The 18712-nt window shown below is 48.6% G+C and carries 21 protein-coding genes and 2 tRNA genes; 13 read left to right on the top strand and 10 right to left on the bottom strand.

What is annotated here, in order from left to right; translation table 11 throughout:
- The 12 genes from A1332_RS25885 to A1332_RS03640 all read left to right on the top strand — a co-directional run.
- Window positions 1-241, top strand: a 241-nt coding sequence (locus A1332_RS25885; RefSeq protein ID WP_231890202.1) for a hypothetical protein, incomplete at its 5' end; no start/stop codon positions are given.
- Window positions 159-1118, top strand: coding sequence for a hypothetical protein (locus tag A1332_RS03690; RefSeq protein ID WP_157203929.1), 960 nt, complete (start codon window positions 159-161; stop codon window positions 1116-1118). The genes A1332_RS25885 and A1332_RS03690, both read left to right, overlap by 83 nt.
- Before the next feature lie 75 nt (window positions 1119-1193).
- Window positions 1194-1270 (top strand) — tRNA-Val (locus A1332_RS03685).
- Between the two features lie 48 nt (window positions 1271-1318).
- Entirely contained in the window at window positions 1319-3226 is a 1908-nt protein-coding gene (gene thrS, locus A1332_RS03680; RefSeq protein WP_064007212.1) for a threonine--tRNA ligase, read from the top strand.
- A 22-nt stretch (window positions 3227-3248) separates the two neighbouring features.
- Window positions 3249-3773 carry a translation initiation factor IF-3 gene (gene infC / locus A1332_RS03675; RefSeq protein ID WP_082879515.1) on the top strand — a complete coding sequence of 175 codons (525 nt, stop codon included), beginning with the start codon at window positions 3249-3251 and terminating at the stop codon, window positions 3771-3773.
- A 159-nt stretch (window positions 3774-3932) separates the two neighbouring features.
- Window positions 3933-4130, top strand: coding sequence for a 50S ribosomal protein L35 (gene rpmI / locus A1332_RS03670; RefSeq protein WP_020481987.1), 198 nt, complete (start codon window positions 3933-3935; stop codon window positions 4128-4130).
- A gap of 29 nt (window positions 4131-4159) precedes the next feature.
- Entirely contained in the window at window positions 4160-4522 is a 363-nt protein-coding gene (gene rplT / locus A1332_RS03665) for a 50S ribosomal protein L20 (RefSeq protein WP_064007210.1), read from the top strand.
- A 139-nt stretch (window positions 4523-4661) separates the two neighbouring features.
- Window positions 4662-5681: a phenylalanine--tRNA ligase subunit alpha gene (gene pheS / locus A1332_RS03660; protein WP_064007209.1), complete on the top strand. Its 1020-nt coding sequence runs from the start codon at window positions 4662-4664 to the stop codon at window positions 5679-5681.
- Window positions 5682-5696: 15 nt separating this feature from the next.
- Window positions 5697-8072 (top strand): phenylalanine--tRNA ligase subunit beta, encoded by a 2376-nt coding sequence (gene pheT / locus A1332_RS03655; protein WP_064007208.1) that lies wholly within the window; start codon window positions 5697-5699, stop codon window positions 8070-8072.
- Complete coding sequence (gene ihfA, locus A1332_RS03650; protein WP_197027036.1) at window positions 8072-8371, top strand: integration host factor subunit alpha; 300 nt, start codon at window positions 8072-8074, stop codon at window positions 8369-8371. The genes pheT and ihfA overlap by 1 nt, the downstream gene beginning before the upstream one ends.
- Window positions 8355-8708: a MerR family transcriptional regulator gene (locus A1332_RS03645; protein WP_020481982.1), complete on the top strand. Its 354-nt coding sequence runs from the start codon at window positions 8355-8357 to the stop codon at window positions 8706-8708. The genes ihfA and A1332_RS03645 overlap by 17 nt, the downstream gene beginning before the upstream one ends.
- 72 nt (window positions 8709-8780) lie before the next feature.
- Window positions 8781-8857: transfer RNA gene (locus tag A1332_RS03640), tRNA-Pro, on the top strand.
- A 29-nt stretch (window positions 8858-8886) separates the two neighbouring features.
- Here the strand turns inward: A1332_RS03640 and A1332_RS03635 are convergent.
- Genes A1332_RS03635 through A1332_RS25880 form a run of 6 tightly spaced genes read right to left on the bottom strand, consistent with a single transcriptional unit; the run spans window position 8887 to window position 12513 of the window.
- Entirely contained in the window at window positions 8887-9900 is a 1014-nt protein-coding gene (locus A1332_RS03635; protein WP_419865985.1) for a tyrosine-type recombinase/integrase, read from the bottom strand.
- Window positions 9783-10124, bottom strand: coding sequence for a helix-turn-helix domain-containing protein (locus A1332_RS26485; protein WP_419865984.1), 342 nt, complete (start codon window positions 10122-10124; stop codon window positions 9783-9785). The genes A1332_RS03635 and A1332_RS26485 overlap by 118 nt, the downstream gene beginning before the upstream one ends.
- A 46-nt stretch (window positions 10125-10170) precedes the next feature.
- Entirely contained in the window at window positions 10171-10635 is a 465-nt protein-coding gene (locus A1332_RS03630) for a FlhC family transcriptional regulator (RefSeq protein WP_064007206.1), read from the bottom strand.
- A 12-nt stretch (window positions 10636-10647) separates the two neighbouring features.
- Window positions 10648-11328 carry an STAS-like domain-containing protein gene (locus A1332_RS03625; RefSeq protein ID WP_231890201.1) on the bottom strand — a complete coding sequence of 227 codons (681 nt, stop codon included), beginning with the start codon at window positions 11326-11328 and terminating at the stop codon, window positions 10648-10650.
- Window positions 11274-11891: a FlhC family transcriptional regulator gene (locus A1332_RS03620; protein ID WP_064007204.1), complete on the bottom strand. Its 618-nt coding sequence runs from the start codon at window positions 11889-11891 to the stop codon at window positions 11274-11276. Before A1332_RS03620 ends, A1332_RS03625 begins: the two co-directional genes overlap by 55 nt.
- The gene (locus A1332_RS25880; protein WP_231890200.1) at window positions 11872-12513 is read right to left on the bottom strand and encodes a flagellar transcriptional regulator FlhD; all 642 of its coding nucleotides are present in this window, start codon (window positions 12511-12513) and stop codon (window positions 11872-11874) included. Before A1332_RS25880 ends, A1332_RS03620 begins: the two co-directional genes overlap by 20 nt.
- A gap of 86 nt (window positions 12514-12599) precedes the next feature.
- On the opposite strand from A1332_RS25880, the gene A1332_RS03610 reads away from it, so the two are divergent.
- Complete coding sequence (locus A1332_RS03610; protein ID WP_064007203.1) at window positions 12600-13583, top strand: hypothetical protein; 984 nt, start codon at window positions 12600-12602, stop codon at window positions 13581-13583.
- A gap of 111 nt (window positions 13584-13694) precedes the next feature.
- Here the strand turns inward: A1332_RS03610 and A1332_RS03605 are convergent, their stop codons facing one another.
- The 4 genes from A1332_RS03605 to A1332_RS03590 form a co-directional block, all read right to left on the bottom strand.
- Window positions 13695-15350 carry an ATP-binding protein gene (locus tag A1332_RS03605; RefSeq protein WP_064007202.1) on the bottom strand — a complete coding sequence of 552 codons (1656 nt, stop codon included), beginning with the start codon at window positions 15348-15350 and terminating at the stop codon, window positions 13695-13697.
- A gap of 141 nt (window positions 15351-15491) precedes the next feature.
- Window positions 15492-17255: a DUF4942 domain-containing protein gene (locus A1332_RS03600; RefSeq protein ID WP_064007201.1), complete on the bottom strand. Its 1764-nt coding sequence runs from the start codon at window positions 17253-17255 to the stop codon at window positions 15492-15494.
- Between the two features lie 115 nt (window positions 17256-17370).
- Window positions 17371-17871, bottom strand: coding sequence for a hypothetical protein (locus A1332_RS03595; protein ID WP_064007200.1), 501 nt, complete (start codon window positions 17869-17871; stop codon window positions 17371-17373).
- A 147-nt stretch (window positions 17872-18018) separates the two neighbouring features.
- Complete coding sequence (locus A1332_RS03590) at window positions 18019-18681, bottom strand: hypothetical protein (RefSeq protein WP_231890199.1); 663 nt, start codon at window positions 18679-18681, stop codon at window positions 18019-18021.
- Between the last annotated feature and the right edge of the window lie 31 nt (window positions 18682-18712).

The raw sequence follows: 18712 nt of genomic DNA, 5'->3' as shown, positions 1-18712 counted from the left end.
CAAAATGGCAACAGCCCCTAAAGTTCACAAAATTTCTGCCGCTAAAAGAAACGGCATGGTGATAACCGCCGATACAGGAATCGATTGGAGTATGTCGGTCCAGTGCTTGATTTTGGTTATTAACCATTTGTTTTTTATGCAGCGTCAAGGTGAATCTAATGACTACGATCAATTCGTTGACAACATCATTGTATGTATCGCAAACCACCATCAGCATATCCAGTACCAAAAGTACTTATAACGATGAGGACAAAGAGCGTCCGGCGGTAAACGGAAGAGGGGAGAAACGCGGGCATCATCACGGTGGTGGCGCGTTTATGCAAAACGTCGTGAAAACTTTGCAAAGTTTTGGATTGAATATTCCTGGTAGTAACAGCGGCTCATCAGATGATAGTGCTGATAATGATGAGGACAGTGGTCAAAATAACTCATCCAATCTCGGGCAGTTATTGCAGACCTTTTTGCAGGATTTACGGCAGGTGTTGAAGCAAAACGGCGTGCAGCAACCCACTACTGCGGCGCAAGGTGATACAAGTGCCGTGCAAACACCGCCAAAGCTGGTTACGCCGACTACGACTACGACTACTTCTGCGCCTGTAACAATTAGCACAGCACAAGCTCCGGCCACAACGCCTGCAACCAGCATCCAGAATAACGCCGTTACGCCAGCAACTACGACAACTGCACCGGCAGCGACGACCACATCAACGGCGACAACCTCAACGTCCGTGCCACGCGCAACTGTCGCCGATGTGCGCAAGGCGTTGCACAGCTTCTTACACGATTTGCGGCAAGCTTTGAAATACAGCGCTGATCGTCGTCACGGCTCCGACGATGACGGTCAGCATGGCGACAAAGCGGTAGGTCGAAATGGCTACGGTAAATTCACCGATAATTTGCAAAATTTGATCACGGCTCTGAGTGACGCAAATGGTGCAGCTGGCGGTAAATACAAAGAATTGCAAGATAGTTTTAACGATCTAGTAAATTTGCTGGGCACCCCGGCGAATGGTAAAAAACCGACTTTGTTGGAATTCTTAAACAAGTTGTCCGGTAACCGTGAGAGCAATTCGCCAGCCCCCGCCGCCGCGGGTTCCATCTTAACTGCAACGGCTTGAACCAGGTGTCGCAGTAGAAAAAGCTTGCATAAGCGGTTTAGATCGTTATAATGCGCGGCTCGAACGATAGACTTTAGGCGCGTAGCTCAGCTGGTTAGAGCACCACCTTGACATGGTGGGGGTCGGTGGTTCGAGTCCACTCGCGCCTACCAAAACATAAAGCACCGCATGACGGTGCTTTTTTTATTGTGGAATCGAAAATGCCTGTAATAACTTTGCCTGACGGCTCTCAGCGTCAATTCGACCAAGCGGTGTCTGTAATGGATGTGGCCCTGTCTATTGGCACGGGTTTGGCAAAGGCTACATTGGCCGGCAAGGTGAACGGCAAGTTGGTAGACGCCAGTACGCTGATCGATTCCGATGCAAGTTTGCAAATAGTCACAGCCAAGGATGAGGAGGGCGTTGATGTAATCCGCCACTCCACAGCGCATTTGCTGGCGCAGGCCGTCAAACAACTATTCCCCTCTGCGCAGGTAACCATAGGTCCGGTCATAGAAAACGGTTTCTATTACGACTTCGCCTTTGAACGTTCTTTTACGCCTGAGGATTTGGCTGCCATCGAAAAGAAAATGGCGGAGTTGGCTGCTCAAGACATTGCAATTAGCCGTTCGCTGTTGTCGCGCGACGAGGCTGTAAAATTTTTTGAGGGTTTGGGCGAGAAATACAAAGCCGAAATTATTGCGTCGATCCCGGCAAATGAAGATTTGTCTTTATATCAACAAGGCGATTTCACCGATTTATGCCGCGGCCCGCATGTGCCTAGCACCGGCAAATTAAAAGCCTTTAAATTGATGAAAATTGCCGGCGCTTATTGGCGTGGCGATTCCAAAAACGAAATGCTGCAACGCATTTACGGAACCGCCTGGGGCGATGCTAAGGAATTAGCCGCTTATCTGCATCGTCTGGAAGAAGCAGAAAAACGCGATCACCGTAAGATAGGTAAAGCGCTGGACTTGTTTCATACCCAGGAAGAAGCGCCGGGTATGGTGTTTTGGCACGACAAAGGCTGGACTATTTATCAGCAGATCGAACAATACGTGCGCGAGAAATTGCGCGTGAATGGTTACGGCGAAGTTAAAACCCCGCAAATTGTTGATCGCACCTTGTGGGAAAAGTCAGGTCACTGGGATAAATTCAGTGCCATGATGTTTACCACGCATTCGGAAAGCCGTGATTACGCGGTCAAACCGATGAACTGTCCTTGTCATATTCAGATTTATAATCAAGGTATCAAAAGTTATCGGGATTTGCCGGTGCGCTTGGCCGAATTTGGCTCCTGCCACCGCAACGAGCCATCCGGTACTTTGCACGGTTTGATGCGGGTCAGAAACTTTGTGCAGGACGATGCGCATATCTTCTGCACCGAAGATCAGATTCAATCCGAAGTCGCCACTTTTATCGATCTGTTGTTTGAGGTTTATAAGGATTTCGGTTTTGAAGAAGTGATTATCAAGCTGTCGACCCGTCCGGAAAATAGAGTAGGTGATGACTCTGTCTGGGATAAAGCTGAAAATGCCTTGGAATTGGCGTTGAATACTAAAGGCCTGGATTGGCAGTTACAGCCGGGCGAAGGTGCTTTTTATGGCCCTAAAATTGAATTCTCCTTAAAAGATTGTATAGGTCGAGTCTGGCAATGCGGTACTATACAGGTTGATTTCTCGATGCCCGAAAGATTGGATGCCTCTTACATAGGCGAAGATAGCGCCAGACACGTGCCGGTGATGTTGCATCGGGCGATTCTGGGTTCCTTGGAGCGTTTCATAGGGATTCTGATCGAGCAATTTGCCGGGACCTTTCCGTTATGGTTGGCGCCGGTGCAGTTAGTGGTGTTAAATATCACAGACCGTCATGCCGATTATGCCGGGCAGGTGCGGCGAGAACTTGAAAAACAAGGTCTTAGAGTCAAAATTGACTTGAGAAACGAGAAGATAGGCTTTAAAATCCGCGAGCATTCCATGCAGCGAGTGCCGTATCTTTTGATTATCGGCGACAAGGAATTAGAAACTCGGACTGTCAGTGTACGCACACAGCAGGGCGAGGATCTAGGAAGTCTGTCAATTGGCGAACTTGGCGAACGCTTGAGAAACCAGATTGCGGATCGAAAATAATAACAACTTGGAGGATTAGGGTATCAGCTCTAAAAAAGATGCAACGCGCTTAAATACCGAGATTACCGCCAGGCGGGTTCGGGTAGTAGGCGCTGAAGGTGAACAAGTCGGGGTTGTTTCAATAAACGAAGCGTTACAGCTCGCCTACGATGCAAACATGGATCTGGTCGAAATATCGCCCAATGCGGATCCTCCGGTTTGCAAAGTCATGGACTTTGGCAAATATCAGTTTGAGTTAAACAAAAAACTGCAAGCCGCCAAGAAAAAGCAAAAACAAATCCAGATCAAGGAAATCAAGTTTAGGCCCGGTACCGAAGAAGGCGATTACCAGGTAAAACTGCGCAGCTTGATAAAATTTCTAAGCGAAGGCGATAAAACCAAGATCACTGTACGTTTTAAAGGCCGGGAGCTGACTCACCGCGAGTTGGGTATGGACTTATTGAAACGCATCGAAACTGATCTGGAAGAGATGGCTATCGTCGAGCAGTTTCCCAAGTTGGAAGGCCGACAAATGGTCATGGTGATGGGCCCTAAGAAAAAGAAATAGCTCAAACACAAGGTTTTAGCCGTTTTTTAAAACGGCAACGCGATTCAGGAACGAATCGGCTAGCGGATACTTTCGTGTCCGGAAATTCAATGGGGCCAAGCATTTTGCCTCACTGGGTTTTATCTCAGGGACTTTACTTTTAATCATTGGAGAAAACAAATGCCAAAAATGAAAAGCCATAGTGGTGCCGGCAAGCGCTTCAAGAAAATCGGAAGCGGCGGTTTTAAATGCAAACAATCGCATAAGCGTCATATTCTGACCAAAAAAACCACCAAACGTAAAAGACAACTGCGTAAAACAGCCATTCTTCATCCGTCGGATACGCCATTGGTTGCGCGTATGCTGCCGTACAGTTGATTTATCATTGATATTGAAGAGAGTAGAACATGGCTAGAGTTAAACGCGGCGTCACCGCTAGAGCAAGACACAAAAAGATTTTAAAACTGGCAAAAGGTTACTATGGTGCCCGTAGCCGGGTTTACCGCGTCGCCAAGCAGGCGGTCATTAAGGCCGGTCAATATGCTTACCGCGACCGTAAACAGAAAAAACGCCAATTTCGCGCCTTGTGGATTGTGCGTATCAACGCTGCCGCACGCATGTACGGTATATCCTATAGCCGTATGATCAACGGTCTGAACAAAGCCAACGTAGCGATTGATCGCAAAGTATTGGCTGACTTGGCTGTTCGTGACATCGACGCTTTCGGCGCGATCGCGAAAGTGGCTATAGCAAACCAAAGCAAACCGTAAGGAAAACATTCAGCCGTTCACCAGAACGGCTGAATTGCTCGACTCCCCGTTTTTGGCGGGGAGTTCTCCGCCACATCTCTTAGGCGGGGACCTATCGTTTTGGAATTTCCCTCAATTGCAGACAAAAGTGAGCTGAGTTGTGTCGGCTAGTATCGAAGATATTGTTAAGCAGGCATTACAAGAGCTTGCAAGTGCAACAGACCTTAGCCAACTGGATCAGGTCAGAGTCAATTATCTAGGCAAAAAAGGCTTGTTTACTCAGCAGATGAAAGAGCTGGGTAGTCTGGATCCCGAACAGCGCCGCAGTGCTGGTCAAGTTATCAACGATGCCAAAAACACCTTTCAAGAAGCGTTAGAAATACGGAAAGTGACTTTGGAAAGTGATGAATTGGCTGCTCGTTTGGCTAAAGAATGTATCGATGTCACCTTGCCGGGTCGCGGCCAAACCGTATCCGGTTTGCATCCTGTCACGATTACCTTACGGCGGATTTCCAAAATTTTTGCCGACGCTGGCTTTAATATCGTCGAAGGTCCTGAAATCGAAGACGATTATCATAACTTCGGCGCTTTGAATATTCCCGAACATCATCCCGCGCGGGCGATGCACGATACCTTTTATTTCGATGCTCACACGGTATTGAGAACCCATACGTCGCCGGTACAGATTCGGGTGATGGAATCCGAAAAGCCTCCTTTGAAAATTATCGCGCCGGGCCGGGTGTACCGTTGCGACTCGGACATGACACACTCACCTATGTTCCATCAGGTCGAAGGCTTTTTGGTCGATACCGATGTGAGCTTCGGCGACCTGAAAGGCGTCATTTTTGAGTTTTTGCGCGCTTTTTTCGAAAAAGAAGTCAACGTGCGCTTTCGTCCTTCCTATTTTCCGTTCACTGAACCTTCTGCCGAATTCGATGTGTCCTGTGTAATGTGCGACGGCAAAGGTTGTCGCGTCTGCAAACAAACGGGCTGGCTGGAAGTCGGTGGTTGCGGCATGATACATCCGGAAGTTTTTAAATCAGTCGGCATAGATAATCAAGTTTATTCGGGCTTCGCCTTTGGAACCGGAGTCGAACGTCTGGCGATGATGAAATACGGCATTAACGATTTACGGATGTTTTTCGATAACGATCTGAAATTTTTACAACAGTTTAGGTAACGGTGGATAGTAGTTATGCAAGTCAGTGAAGCCTGGTTAAGAGAACTGGTCAATCCGCCTGTTGCCACCGCTGAATTAGTCGCGCAATTGACCATGGCCGGTCTGGAAGTCGATGCTTTGACGCCGGTTGCAGCCGAATTTTCCGGTGTGGTAGTTGGCGAAGTGCTCTCCACCATTCAACATCCAAACGCGGATAAACTTAGGGTTTGTCAGGTCAACATCGGCCAGGCCGACCCACTGCAAATCGTTTGCGGCGCCAGCAATGTCAGGCCCGGATTGAAAATCCCGGCAGCATTGATTGGTGCGGTATTGCCCGGCGATTTCAAAATAAAAGAATCTAAACTGCGTGGCGAATTGTCGTTCGGCATGCTGTGCTCGGAAAAAGAGCTGGGTTTGGCGGTTAGTTCGGAAGGCTTGATGGAGTTGCCGGCCGATGCGCCGGTGGGTATTGATATCCGCGACTATTTAATGCTGAACGACAACGTAATCGAGTTGGGCTTAACGCCTAATCGCGCCGATTGTCTCAGTGTTGAAGGGCTTGCCAGGGAAGTGGCGGTTTTGAACAATCTGTCTTTCCAAGCCCCAGAGTTCGCCGCTATCGAGCCGCAGCATCAACAAACCTTGGAAGTTAAGGTTGAAGCGACGCAAGCGTGCCCGGTTTATCTGGGACGTTTGATCAAAAATATCAATCCTGCGGCGCTCACGCCATTGTGGATGCAAGAACGTCTGCGTCGTTGCGGTATTAGAAGTTTGAGTCCGGTTGTCGATGTCACCAATTATGTGTTGATCGAACTGGGGCAGCCGCTGCATGCCTTCGATGCCGATAAACTGAGCGCACCTATCGTGGTCAGACGTAGTCGGGTAGGCGAGTCCTTGGCTTTGTTGAACGACCAAACCATAGAGCTGGATGGCGATGCCTTGGTCATTGCCGATCAGCAGCAGGCCTTGGCTTTGGCTGGCGTGATGGGTGGTAAGGATAGCGCGGTATTTGGTGAAACACGCGACATCTTCCTGGAGTGCGCATTTTTTACGCCAATCGATGTCGCCGGTAAGGCGCGTCAATTTGGCTTGCATACCGATTCATCGCATCGCTTTGAACGTGGCGTGGACTTTAATTTGCAGCGCCGCGCCATCGAACGTGCGACGCAATTGATCATGGAGATTGCCGGTGGCAGTCCCGGTCCTGTTCAAGAATCGATTGCGGCCGCGGCGCTACCGGCTAGAGCGCCGGTCAAATTGCGCAGCCAGCGCATTACCAAAGTATTGGGTATTCAATTCGGCGACGATGAAGTACATAAGTTGTTCGAAGGTTTGGGTATGCAGGTTCAAGTAGTCGAGAACGGTTGGGAAATTACCCCGCCAGGCTTTCGTTTCGATATTGCCATAGAGGAAGATTTGCTGGAAGAGATCGGCAGAATCTACGGCTATAACAATTTGCCCAGCAGCAGCTTGTTAATGCGTGCCGAGCTTGGTAAGGCGCCCGAGGCGCAGTTGTCGTTAGCCCGGTTACAGGATTGTCTTGTTGATCGCGGTTATCAGGAGGCGATTACTTACAGCTTTGTCGATGAAGCGATGCAAAATGCCGTCGCGCCTGGCGAAGAATTTATCCGAATTCAAAACCCGATATCCTCCGAGTTAGCCGTGATGCGTACTACGCTCTGGTGTGGTTTGTTGAATGCGGCTTTATATAATATAAACCGTCAACAGAGCAGAGTGCGCTTGTTTGAAGCCGGCTTGCGGTTTTTCTATCAAGACGGGCAAATTCAACAGCGGAAAATGTTATCCGGTCTGGCCTTGGGAACGGTTAACGTCGAACAGTGGGGCGAAAAATCCAGAAAACTGGATTTCTTCGATATGAAAGCCGATGTCGAAGCTTTATTCGGTTTAGCGGGCGTTAGTGCTGATTTCGTTGCGTTTCAACACTCGGCGTTACATCCCGGACAAACCGCTCAAGTTAAAAACCAACGCGGCGAAACCATAGGCTTATTGGGGATGCTACACCCGACGCTGGAGAAGCAATTGGGTTTTGATAGTCCGGTATACTTGTTCGAGTTGGAGCAGGACGCCGTATTGGAGCGTAATGTACCTAAATTTAGCGCGTTATCTAAATTCCCTTCGGTACGCCGCGATATGGCTTTGTTGGTGGAGGAGGCCGTATCGGCTGCTGCAATTACCAGGGTTATTGAAGAGTGTCGCGAGACGGCTATACGCGAAATATCTATCTTCGATATTTATCGCGGACCAGGTGTGGCAGAAGGTTACAAAAGTGTCGCGTTAGCTTTAGTCTTGCAGGATTTTGCACAAACTCTTACCGACACTGAAATTGATGCTATATTTCGCAAAGTGCTGGACACTTTAGCGGCTAAACTGAATGCAAAATTGAGGGAGTGATTGTGGCATTAACCAAAGCAGATATTGCAGAAAAATTATTTGAAGACCTCGGTTTGAACAAGCGAGAAGCTAAAGAAATCGTAGAGTTGTTTTTCGACGAAATTAAGAAAAGTCTGGAGAGCGGCGAGCAAGTAAAAATTTCCGGCTTCGGTAAATTCGAGTTGCGCGACAAAAGCGGTCGTCCAGGTAGGAATCCAAAAACCGGTGAAGAGATTCCTATTACTCCGCGGCGTGTAGTGACCTTCAGAACAGGGCAAAAACTGAAAGCTCGAGTAGAAGCGTATGCTGGAACCCAGTAATAACAACGAACTACCGGTTATTCCGGCCAAGCGATATTTTACGATTGGCGAAGTTAGCGACCTCTGCGCAGTAAAACCCCATGTATTGCGTTATTGGGAGCAAGAGTTCACAGAGCTAAGTCCGGTCAAACGCCGAGGAAATCGCCGTTATTATCAGCGCCATGACGTGCTGTTGATTCGACAAATTCGCGCTTTGTTATACGAGCAAGGTTACACGATAGGTGGCGCGCGTGCTCATCTCGCGAGTGGTAGCGCCAAGGAAGACAGTTTGCGCACCAAGCAGCTAATTCATCAAATGATAGGTGAATTGGAAGATATTTTGGAGCTACTGAAATAGCGTTTCGCGAATAATATGATATCATGCGCGGCTTGCTCTACTAAGTTAGAGTAAGTATTTAGCGATAGACTTCGGGGCGTAGCGCAGCCTGGTAGCGCACTTGTCTGGGGGACAAGGGGTCGCAGGTTCAAATCCTGTCGTTCCGACCAATATTTTCAATAGCTTACATGATTTTTTACTATGCTCTTTTTTCGAAGTGTAGTATTTTTGTCACAACAAGCTTTGAGTTTCCTGCATGGACTTTAAGGTGTTCACTCGAAAGATGTGCATATCTTAAAACCATGTCGTAACTTGCCCATCCTCCTAGTTCTTGCAGAACGTTTAACGGCGTTCCCGCTTGAACGTGCCAACTTGCCCAAGTATGGCGTAAGTCATGCCATCGGAAGTCCTCAATTTCTGCGCGTTTTAGCGCCTTTTTCCAGGCTTTTCCGCCGGCCTTTTTGATGGGTTCGCCATCAAAAGTAAAAACAAAGGTATTGTGCTGCCCTTGTTGACTTCTAAGTACTGCCATAGCATCAGTATTGAGCGGTACAGAAATCGGCTTTTTGGCTTTAGCTTGCGCGGCATCTACCCATGCACATTCTCGCCTCAAATCGACTTGCGACCATTTTAAACCGGTGACGTTGGCTTCCCTCAGGCCAGTAGCAAGAGCGAATCTTGCCATGGCTTCCAAATGACTTGGCAGCTCAATTAAGAGCTTGCTGGCTTCCTCATGTGTTAACCAGCGGATTCGCTCATTCGGTTCTGGCAAAAAGCGAAAATTGGGTACAGCATCAATCCATTCCCACTCGTTTTTAGCACGATTCAAAATCGCCCGGATCAGCGAAAGAATCCGATTGGCAGTGGCATTACTCGAACCTTCGGCTTTTTTTGCCTCCGTAATGCGCTCCAACATCATTTTGTCGATTTGATTTAAAGTCTTGTTGCCAAGAATGTCATCAAGCCAACGAAGGTGAAATTTGTCGGTTTCTATGCTTCGCTTATGACCCTGTTCGATAAGCCACTTGATAACTGCTTCTTGCCAAGTGCGTATTGGCTTCGCGCCAAGATTTTTCGTTTTCCAAGCATCAGCCTTTAATCTGTCGTGCAGTTCTTGCGCTTCTTGCTTGATTTTAGTGCCAGCAGATCGTTGTATTCTCGTTCCGTCCGGCGCGGTGAATTGGATCCACCATGTGTCTTTTCGCTTGTAGATTGACATGGAATATTCTCCTTAGATGTATATCCGTCAACTACTTGCAGATTTCTCGCAGATGCAGGATAACGATCACTGACCCAATCGGCAAGATGTTCCTTAACAAAAACCCATCGTTTCCCAACTTTTTTACCGGGAACTTGCTTCGATTTTGCTTTTCTTCGGAGTACTTCTGGATTGATCTTCAAAAAAAGTGCGGCTTCATTTAAATCAAGTGTCTCCATAGCAGTTTTTTGAATTAGGCGTCTGTGGTTATTATCAACATATCGCTTACATGCCGGTCTTACAGATCTCACAGCGATCATGATCATCCCTAGCATTTAACAAGACCCAGGCTCGACAATTCTTGCATGTCGAAATCTGAACTTTTTTATCTTTGATGTCCTGGGCCACCACCCAAGCAGCCGAAAAGTCGAGTTGCCCGGAAGGATAGGAACGCTTGTAGGCGTCAAAAGCGCTTATCAGTGTTTGAATTTGACTGTCAGCCGATTTGTTTGAAGCAGCCTGAAAGCACACGGCAAACAGCGTTACGTCCTTGTATTTCCGCCGGCTTCCAGTCAGGCCACGGGTGGAAAATTTGATGGATCCACGGCTGGGCGAACGGCCATGTAATTGTCGGTAGGTCTGTCGCAACAACTTGATCGGAATGCCTGTTGCCTGATGCACAATTTTTACCTTGGCGTGGAGATTGAGCAGCTCTATTGCCAAGGTTTGTTGTTGATATTTCTTGAGCATTCGCCGCCTCCCTTAATCAATAGTGCCGCTTAATCCGAGCATGGCTTCCACCATCTGTGGCGATTCTCTGTTGATGTTTTGTATAAACTGACTCGAAAATCGGGGGGTAAAACATAGCCAGTTGGAGCGGGCAATGAAGTCAATGTCTTCTAAAGATAAACGCCCAACTGCCAAGCGCATGGCCTCATCGGTAATCCCCAAGATTAATTCGGTCAGCACAGGATTCTCCCGTGCGATTTCTCTGGCTTTGATGAGCCAGGCTTGATTCATGGCATAAATTTCTTCATCGCAACCCACTTGATCGATCGCCGTCAGTTTGTCAAAGTAGACCTCGAGATTTTTGAATGCTAAATGCATCATGTTGTCGATGTGCTCCGCCATATTGACTATTTTCAGTTTAGATTTCAGATAATCGGATCCGAATTCGGCGACCAGCGGAAAATACAATTCCTGAAAAAACCCCTGCGTGATGGTTTTGACGTCCTTAAAATCAATCGTTAGCGATTGCTGATTGGCAAAGCACTCGCGAGCCAGTCGCGCGAGATTTTTGCCATGGATTGCCTGGGGTATTTGGGAATGGGTGGCTGTAACGACAACGATATGCATGCGACTTCTCCTTAGTAGCTGATGGATCGTCTCTAGCGAGCGCTTGGTTTGTTCAAGGCGTGGTTTTTTGATTTTGCGGAAACCCAACGCCGTCGACCTGAGCGATCAGTCCACACCTCGCAGATAGGGCATTGACTAAATGCAGTATCAGGATGAATCATGCCCAGGTAACGGGCGTGGCAACGTCCACAAAGAATGAATACCAAATCACCCGTAGAGAGCAGGGTAATTAAATACCAAGCCCGGTTGATGTCTAACGGATAATGTTGGCTGGAGTGAGGTTGGATAAATTGCCGATCGGCTAACATTCTTGAAGCAACGTTGATGTAGATCTCATAGGCCGCAACCAGTAAGTTCGCACTCAGGTTCGGGGTAGGAAGCCGGTCTCGGATGCCTTCGATCATGCCTAAAAACAGCGAAGCATGAATGTTGTTGTGCGCCGAGCGGATGGCCCATTGATGATCATGTGGCAGCATGCCTTGTTTGGGCGATTGTCCTTGTACCGTTTTAAAAAAAGCGATGCTTTGTTTTCGGGTTAAATGGCAGAGTTGGCTGACAATTGGAGGACGGGCACCGTGTTGGATTAGTCTTTTCGCCAAGAGCAAGTCCGCGCCTATGTTTGATCTGTTTTTAAAGGGCATTGCTTGCATCCGCAGTTCCAGTGATACAAGGTTGGAGAAGATTCACATAGGCAACCATGGGCAAGTTGCTTGGGACATAGACAGGCAATAACTGAATCACCGCGCGACTGCTTTCGGCGTGTTCACGAAGTTGTTCCTGTGTCATACCGGCGAGACGGTCTATGCCAGCCTGGTCTAATCCAAATCGCCAGGCCGTTTCTTCAGGATTACTGCGTGCGCATTCCCTGGCGAGCATGAGATATTCGAAATTTAACCGGGCAAGATCTTCATCCAGTGTTGACATAAACGCCTCTGAGTTGATTAATGACTGTTGTCGATATGCTAGGAGGGCAACGCGCAAATGTCCCGGTCGCAAAGTGACCTGTTTTGGGTCACAAAGCTCCGGAAACCCCGATTGATATGATTTGGCGTTGTTGAAAATAATTGGCTTATTGCGCTGGCGACGCCTTTTTCGGCATGTGATGGATGGCCACTTTGATAACGCCAGGCTATTTGTTCGGCCTGATGGATTGAATGATCCTGAAATTCTTCTAATCTCGTTCTGCTTATCAGAGGCTTTGCCTACAACAAGTGGAGCCATAATTGGTGTTTGACCTGAATAAGTGCATTCCAACATTTTTATATCGCTCATCTCGAATTTGTTATGGAGGACATTGTTATGAATCGGCTATTCGCTAACCAGTCCGTTACTGTCGGTTACCTGGTTTGGGGTGGTTTATGCGCGAGGTAATTCAATGCTTGATTGACTGGCTGGATAGTGAGAAAAGCGATGAAAAAGGCCACCGCATATTGCGCGCGTTAGCCCAGGAATCGTTGAAGAAAGCGGATTTCGATGAGTCGAAGCGACGGTTCACAGCCGAAGAAATCGTCGCCGCTGTTGGTGAAACTTTAGAAAGTGCCGAACCTAAAAAATGGATCGACTGGCCGGGCTCATTAAAGAAATATTGCGAAACTCGCGAGGGGCAAATTGTAGAGTTTGCTCGTAAACGCGGGCTACAGCATTACCCGAAGCCGGAACGAAAAAGCACAAAGGGCGGTCCGGGGCGACTCACGACGTTCTATATCAAGGCGGAGCCGGTTTCGGAAATTACGGAAGAAGCCCAAGCAATTGAGGCGGTTCGGGTTGGCAGCAACGCAGCCGAGATGAAAGCCAACTACCAAATGACTGAACTGGGTGAAGTCAAACCCAGTTGGATCGCGAGTTGGCTATTCCGGCATGGACAAATCGAATTAAGACAATGGCATGTATGGGTTATATTGGGTTGGCTAGCAATCATAGCTGGGTTCGCGGTGTTAATTGCTTATGCCGGATGGCTATCGTTATCCGTGCCCAGGCCGGTGACAACGCAAGATTTGACATTACTGGTAAGTATTTTTGTGATTCCTTATGGTTCCTGGGTCACTATCATCAAGCCTTGGATATTATTGTTGGATGATCGAATTGTTGTAGCCCATGAACTATTCACAAATTTTTATGAACAGTCTGCACAGTTCGAACTGCTACGAGATGGAGATTTAAGAGTGGTTCGCTTGGTTCGGTATTCGGCGGTATGCCCAATATGTGGCGCCACTATTTATCTCGAAAAAGGCGAACCTGATTACCGGCGAAGATTGGTTGGGCGATGTTATGAAAGTCCAAGAGAGCATGTGTTTAGTTTCGACCGAATCACGCGTTGCGGGCGGCTACTGGTAGATAGATAGCATTTCGAAGGTGCATCTCAATGTTTTTAGGGGGACAAGTGTTGGTAGCTTGTTTTCGGTAATGAAAATGAGCACATTATCCGGCTGGATAATGCGCTCACTCATCAAGTTTTAACTATCTATGCTGGTTTGAAAGATTTGCTTTTGGCCCGATTCAGTCGGATATGCCATCACTGATGCCGGTTTGCCTTGCTGATCAAGTGATACAACAAAGGCTTTGCCGTACAGTGCAGGACAGCCGCAAAAATTCGGCAACAGTCGTTGCATGGCATTGGCCGGATCGCTGGCGGTATTGGCCACCACAAAGGCGATGAAGGCATCCGAATCGCTTTCAAAGGTCGATTCCTGAAACTCATCATATTCGCTTCTGAAGCTGGCCATTTGCTGCAATGCCTGTGCTGAGCAATCACCCTTGGGCACAATGATGTCATCGGCGTTTTCCTGGCCTTGATAACAAGCCTCATCCGTGATTTCAACAACATCCTGCCCAAGCCGGATTCGGTAAGCCTCGCAAAAACGCACGGGAACCCAACACCAATCACCTTGGAATTGAGCCTCGTGGCTTTCATTGATCGGTTCAATCACCAGTTCTTCATCATTAAGATGCCGAACCAATTCATGAAGCCAATGCCCGCTATCCAACGTGCCGTAATAGAGCAAATGGTCTCGGCTCCAGGCAAACATAAAACGCCCGGCGCCGTCCTGCTTGATGGCATCATCAATCGAGACGATGCCACGGGCCATAATTTCTGCACGGGTCATGGCTTTTTCCGGCCGTTGCTCAAAGTTATCAAAAACTTCGGTATCGCAAACCGGATAGGCAATGATTTCGCGTAATGCTTCAGGCGGCACTACGGGCACATCGTTAAGCAACTTCAAAAGCTCCCAATGCCGAAGCATTTCATAAAAACCTACGAAATCCTCGGCAGACTGAGTGCCTTTCATCTGGATAAAACGTTGTTCGATGGTTTGCGCTAGTACGGCTTTAACCCGTTTGATCACATCAGCTTCATCCACCAATTTGTCACGATCCGGCAAGCGGGCGTGAAAACGGGAAGAGTCAAGATGAATGATATGGCGGTGCGATGTGTAGCTGTGCGAGGTATAAATGGGCAAACCTTGCAGATAAATATCGAACTCATATTGAGCCCCATTGGGTTGGTCCATGCCATGCAAATAAATCGCGCCAATTTCGGTGTCAATAAAGGTCAATCCGCCATCCAGTGCGCATGAACGTTCAAGCAAGTGATCGTTGAACAGCACTGGAATGGGGAAACCGCGCGCCAAGCGTTTCAGCGTGGTGGCAATTTGACCCATTTCAATATCCACATCCTGCAAGGTAATGCTAGTGATGCCGTTCCAGTCTTGGACTGGCGTGATCGTCACCGGCTTAAATGCCAAAATGTGGTCGGTTTCGATATCGATCGAACCACTTTTGCTCATGACGCTGATTTGCCGACAGGCAAACAGTGCCGATAAAAATCCGATTCCAAACGGATGCTCATGGGCAACCACGTCTGCGTCCCAACCGGATTCGGCTACTGTCAGTAGTGTTGCAATTGAGTCGATGCCGCAGCCATCATCCAAAACCTGAAGGGTTTTGGTTTCAGGGCAAAAGTTAATCACCACCATGGCGGCATTGGCCCGGCGAGCATTTTGGATTAGCTCGCCCAGAACCGTGGTTTTGTTGGTGAAACTGAACCGTAGGCTCTTGACCAAATTGGCCTGGTTTACTTTCATAGCGACTTCGTTAGTTTCTGTTTTCATATGTTATCTCCGGGTATAAAAAAACCCCGAGGACATGAAACAGACTAACCCCTTGGGGAGAGTCGTTCATCTCCCCGAGGCGGGTGATACTGGTTAGACCAGTGGTTATGTAAAAGTAATGCTTTAGGTGTTGCGCCCTGGCTATGAAGCTAAAGCCAAATGACTATCAGGCAGGCCATCCCAATCCAATTGCTGGACACCGTTTTGATCGCTATCCAACAAGCTATCGGGATCGATGCCATGATTCGTTAATACAGTACTCATGGCTTGGGTCAGCATGGCGTGCCCCTGTTCCCGTTCCGATTCACCGCCGTATTTGATCGCCCAAAATGGATCAAAGCGATAATGCCGACCATCCCGTTTACAGTGTTTACTGACTTCGGTTCGGAAGGCTTTATCGAGTTTTTCCGCTTGGTCGAACTGCTGCCAAAAACCGGTTCCGGCTTTGGTTTCCGCCGGTGGTAGCCAACGGCGATGATTACCAACCAGACGATTCATTCGATCAATTAGCGCTTTGTTGGCTGGGAAGAAATGAATCGTGCCCACGCCCGGATAGTAGCGAACATCAAAATAGCTGCCGCTAATCCGTTGCCCGGTCCGCAGGGCATGGAAGTGATTTCGAAAAACCGATTCCAGCCCTACAGCCGCTTCATACTTGCCATCCAGCATCGCAAACACTTTGTCAAAATCCGCTAGCATCCGTTGGGACTCCCACGACAAATCTTTTTGATACGATTCGGTGGCATGACCAGGGATGACAAAACGGGTGGTTTTGATGCGCATGCCCAGCGTACGATGTTTATCGTTGGACTTCCAGCCCATGAAAAACACCGTGTTGTCACTGTGGTAGCGGGTGATTAAGTCGAACACATCGCAGACCATGCTCAGCTGAATATCGCCTTGCTGATCAATGATGCCCTGTAAAAATCCGTAGATATTAGGTACGGTGAATTCCAGTGACTTAATCGTCTCGAAATCCGACTCTAGCCGTTTTTGCGCCGCCGACGACAACCGCGAGGTGACTTGCGTGGAACGCAAAATACCCGACCAGGCACGATCTTTCAGATCGCTGTAATCGGTATAAAGCTGATTCTTTACCCAATCCAGCGTGGTATGCGTGGATTTGACCGCCGCATCGCCATTCAATTCACCGAGCGTTTGCCCCAGCATCTTGCGATAGCGCATAGCGCGCGCTTCACTGAATGCCGATTGCCGGGCCGCTTCGACGGCGGCATTGAACATCAGCACCGCATTGTCGATAAAAGCATTGGCTAACGCCAGTTCATGAACCGGCTGGTCATCGCCGGCCAAACTCTCGGCGCTCGCTTGATCGCGACGTAAGTCATCGAGGATGTTGCCTAACAGATCTTCTTCGAAGGTTGAGGTTTTCTTCAGCCAGACCAGCGCGATTTCCACATCCGTTTTGCGTTCAGCATCCTGGCCGGCAAACATCGCCGACAAGTATTCCAATTCGCCAAACTGCTCAATCAATCTGACCAAATGCTTTCGCTCCTTGGAAAACGGGTTTTTCAAGGTTTCGGCATTGAGAATGGCCACGATCTCACCGTCGAACAAAATCTCCCACGCCTTCAGCACATGCTGTGCGCCGTCGGCAAACGGGGGATTCATCAACACATGGGAATACAGGCTGCCGCTTTTGAACTGCATAAAATCCATACCAACCACCGAATAACCTTGCGAACGCAAGATCGGGTGTCTGCTGATATCGATTTCAATGCAATCGACCGGAATTTGCTGCCAGCGGTTGTAAGGCCTTGGTTTTAACAAATGGCCTTCGCCTGCAGAGGGCTCCAATACACGAACAAAATTCTTGTTCTTGAAGGTTTCCCAAGCCTTGATACTTAAAGCTTCAGGCGTTGGATAATATTGAAGATTGTCTATCATGGTGATCTCCGATGAGACCCCTGACGACAGATTTATCCCTGGCGGGATAGAATCATCCCGCAGGGGTAGTGTGAAAAACTCGGCTTAACCGAGTGTCAACAATGAAAACGGCGCGTCAGATCAACGCAAACCGCTTACCTTGAATGAAGTCCTGATACTGCCGGGCTTCGGTTTTTGCTTTGAATCGGGCATGCACGCTGCCGTCGATGAACATTTCCCAGGGCAAGCGTTTAAGCTCACCTCTAACCAGTTCCACGTCACCAACTCGAAAATCTTCGTGTTGGTAAAGCACCTGGCGCGGGCTATCGATACGAACGATGCAATGATCCAGCAAGGCCGGACCGCCGATGTCACCCGGTTCGATCAATAACGGCACTTTGATCGTGCCCGTCGAGCGACCAATCCAGCCGATGACATCGTGCTCATCGAGCCAGGACTGCCCGGTTGTTGGGTCTCCGTAATACAGCCGGATTTTGCGCCGGTTGTGCCGAAGCTGTTCTAGTAACTCGATTACCGGTTCCGCTGTATCGGCGTGATAACAAGTGCCGGAGGGCAAACGCTGATATTGGATGCAATGACCCGTGCCGAATGTGTGTGCAAAGATGTGTGGGTTCATGATGTTGTCCTCAATTAAAACGGAAACATCACGCATCCCCAGCGGGAATAGGACATTCCCGTGTGGGTGGATAAAAATGAGCGCCTAATCGAATGACTTGGCTAAATCAGGCTTTTACAAATTGCGCTTAAACACCGCGCGCATTTTTTAGGATTGGATTTCCAGTGCCGGTTTTCCCAATGCTTGTAAGGACAGAGGGATTAACTGATCCAAGTCGTCCCAATCGATACTGCCGCCGTTGGCTTCGCCATGTTGATAGGCTTCAACCAATCCCCGGCAAACCCGCATGGCCGCTTGCTCTTTCTTCAATTGCCGTACCGAATGATCCGGTTCCGGCAGCTGTTCAACGGCAACACATTCCCAGAGCAGGCTTTCATCGCCCGATTCAAGGTATTCATCCGACAATAACGGCATGGTGGCGGTGTCATCCCAAATGGTGGCATCGTTGAATGCCTGTTCGGCAATCTCTTGTGCCGCTTCGGGACTATCCGCGGTGATACCAACCGAAACCCGGTGCACATAGTCGATTTCGTAGGACGCTACGAAACGTCGATTCATGCCTTCCGGCGTGGCATTGGCTAAGACTGGTTCTTCGACTGGCGATTCGGTTTCCACCGATTCACCATCGATCAATACGCTTTCATAAGGCTCGATCTCCTTGTTACAGTCCGGGCAGCGATCGTTGCAGGCGCAATCCCATACATCCTCCCATTCGGTTTGGCAGTAGGGACAGCGGTACTGATTCAGATAGCGAACCGTGCTGGCTTCGGTCTGCATTGCGGTAATGTTTGGTTGTTCGATTAATGTCATGGTCATTTCCTCCAAAAAAACGCAGGAACAG

Source organism: Methylomonas methanica, from assembly GCF_001644035.1.
Classification (GTDB): Bacteria; Pseudomonadota; Gammaproteobacteria; order Methylococcales; family Methylomonadaceae; genus Methylomonas; species Methylomonas methanica_A.
Note: the sequence above shows the minus strand (reverse complement) of the source record. Positions and strands in the feature narration are given on the sequence as shown.

Excerpts from the sequence above, each read along its gene's own strand:
- A1332_RS03690 (WP_157203929.1), top strand. The coding sequence starts at position 159 with ATGACTACGATCAATTCGTTGACAACATCATTGTATGTATCGCAAACC.
- thrS (WP_064007212.1), top strand. The coding sequence starts at position 1,319 with ATGCCTGTAATAACTTTGCCTGACGGCTCTCAGCGTCAATTCGACCAA.
- rpmI (WP_020481987.1), top strand. The coding sequence starts at position 3,933 with ATGCCAAAAATGAAAAGCCATAGTGGTGCCGGCAAGCGCTTCAAGAAA.
- rplT (WP_064007210.1), top strand. The coding sequence starts at position 4,160 with ATGGCTAGAGTTAAACGCGGCGTCACCGCTAGAGCAAGACACAAAAAG.
- pheT (WP_064007208.1), top strand. The coding sequence starts at position 5,697 with ATGCAAGTCAGTGAAGCCTGGTTAAGAGAACTGGTCAATCCGCCTGTT.
- A1332_RS03645 (WP_020481982.1), top strand. The coding sequence starts at position 8,355 with ATGCTGGAACCCAGTAATAACAACGAACTACCGGTTATTCCGGCCAAG.
- A1332_RS26485 (WP_419865984.1), bottom strand. The coding sequence starts at position 10,124 with ATGGAGACACTTGATTTAAATGAAGCCGCACTTTTTTTGAAGATCAAT.
- A1332_RS03630 (WP_064007206.1), bottom strand. The coding sequence starts at position 10,635 with ATGCTCAAGAAATATCAACAACAAACCTTGGCAATAGAGCTGCTCAAT.
- A1332_RS03620 (WP_064007204.1), bottom strand. The coding sequence starts at position 11,891 with ATGCAAGCAATGCCCTTTAAAAACAGATCAAACATAGGCGCGGACTTG.
- A1332_RS25880 (WP_231890200.1), bottom strand. The coding sequence starts at position 12,513 with ATGAGCGATATAAAAATGTTGGAATGCACTTATTCAGGTCAAACACCA.
- A1332_RS03610 (WP_064007203.1), top strand. The coding sequence starts at position 12,600 with ATGCGCGAGGTAATTCAATGCTTGATTGACTGGCTGGATAGTGAGAAA.
- A1332_RS03605 (WP_064007202.1), bottom strand. The coding sequence starts at position 15,350 with ATGAAAACAGAAACTAACGAAGTCGCTATGAAAGTAAACCAGGCCAAT.
- A1332_RS03600 (WP_064007201.1), bottom strand. The coding sequence starts at position 17,255 with ATGATAGACAATCTTCAATATTATCCAACGCCTGAAGCTTTAAGTATC.
- A1332_RS03595 (WP_064007200.1), bottom strand. The coding sequence starts at position 17,871 with ATGAACCCACACATCTTTGCACACACATTCGGCACGGGTCATTGCATC.
- A1332_RS03590 (WP_231890199.1), bottom strand. The coding sequence starts at position 18,681 with ATGACATTAATCGAACAACCAAACATTACCGCAATGCAGACCGAAGCC.